The sequence below is a fragment of the Streptococcus suis genome (genome assembly GCF_002960445.1).
GTDB lineage: Bacteria > Bacillota > Bacilli > Lactobacillales > Streptococcaceae > Streptococcus > Streptococcus hyiners.
The window spans coordinates 1-362 of sequence record NZ_POJD01000431.1 but is presented as its reverse complement, the minus strand read 5'-3'; the positions used below and the strand labels follow the sequence as shown (position 1 = coordinate 362).

Genomic DNA, 362 nt, shown 5'->3' with positions numbered 1-362 from the left:
AATACGGTATGCTTGCCATCTAAGTTTGGATTGCCTCCGTTTTTATAAGCGTCAATGATTTTACCAGGATAGCTAGAACTAGAGAGTTGGCTAGACATGTCTGTTGTATTTTGATTGATGAAAAACTGACTTCCATTTGTTCCCGCGCCAGCGTTTGCCATAGAAAGTGAGCCACGAATGTTATAGAGGAAAGCTGAAATCTCGTCTTTAAAACCATTTCCAGCATCGATAGTAGTATCTTTTCCGGCCCAGATAGACTCTCCACCAGTACCATTTCCAAGAGGATCGCCACCTTGAATCATGAAATCCTTAATGACACGATGGAAGATCGTTCCATTATAGTATCCTTCCTTCGCATGAGT

At 41.7% G+C, this 362-nt stretch carries 1 protein-coding gene; it reads right to left on the bottom strand.

The genetic code is table 11. The features are described from left to right. Nucleotides 1-362 (bottom strand): peptidylprolyl isomerase (locus tag C1G53_RS12400; RefSeq protein ID WP_192873139.1); only part of this gene is annotated, 362 nt, incomplete at both ends.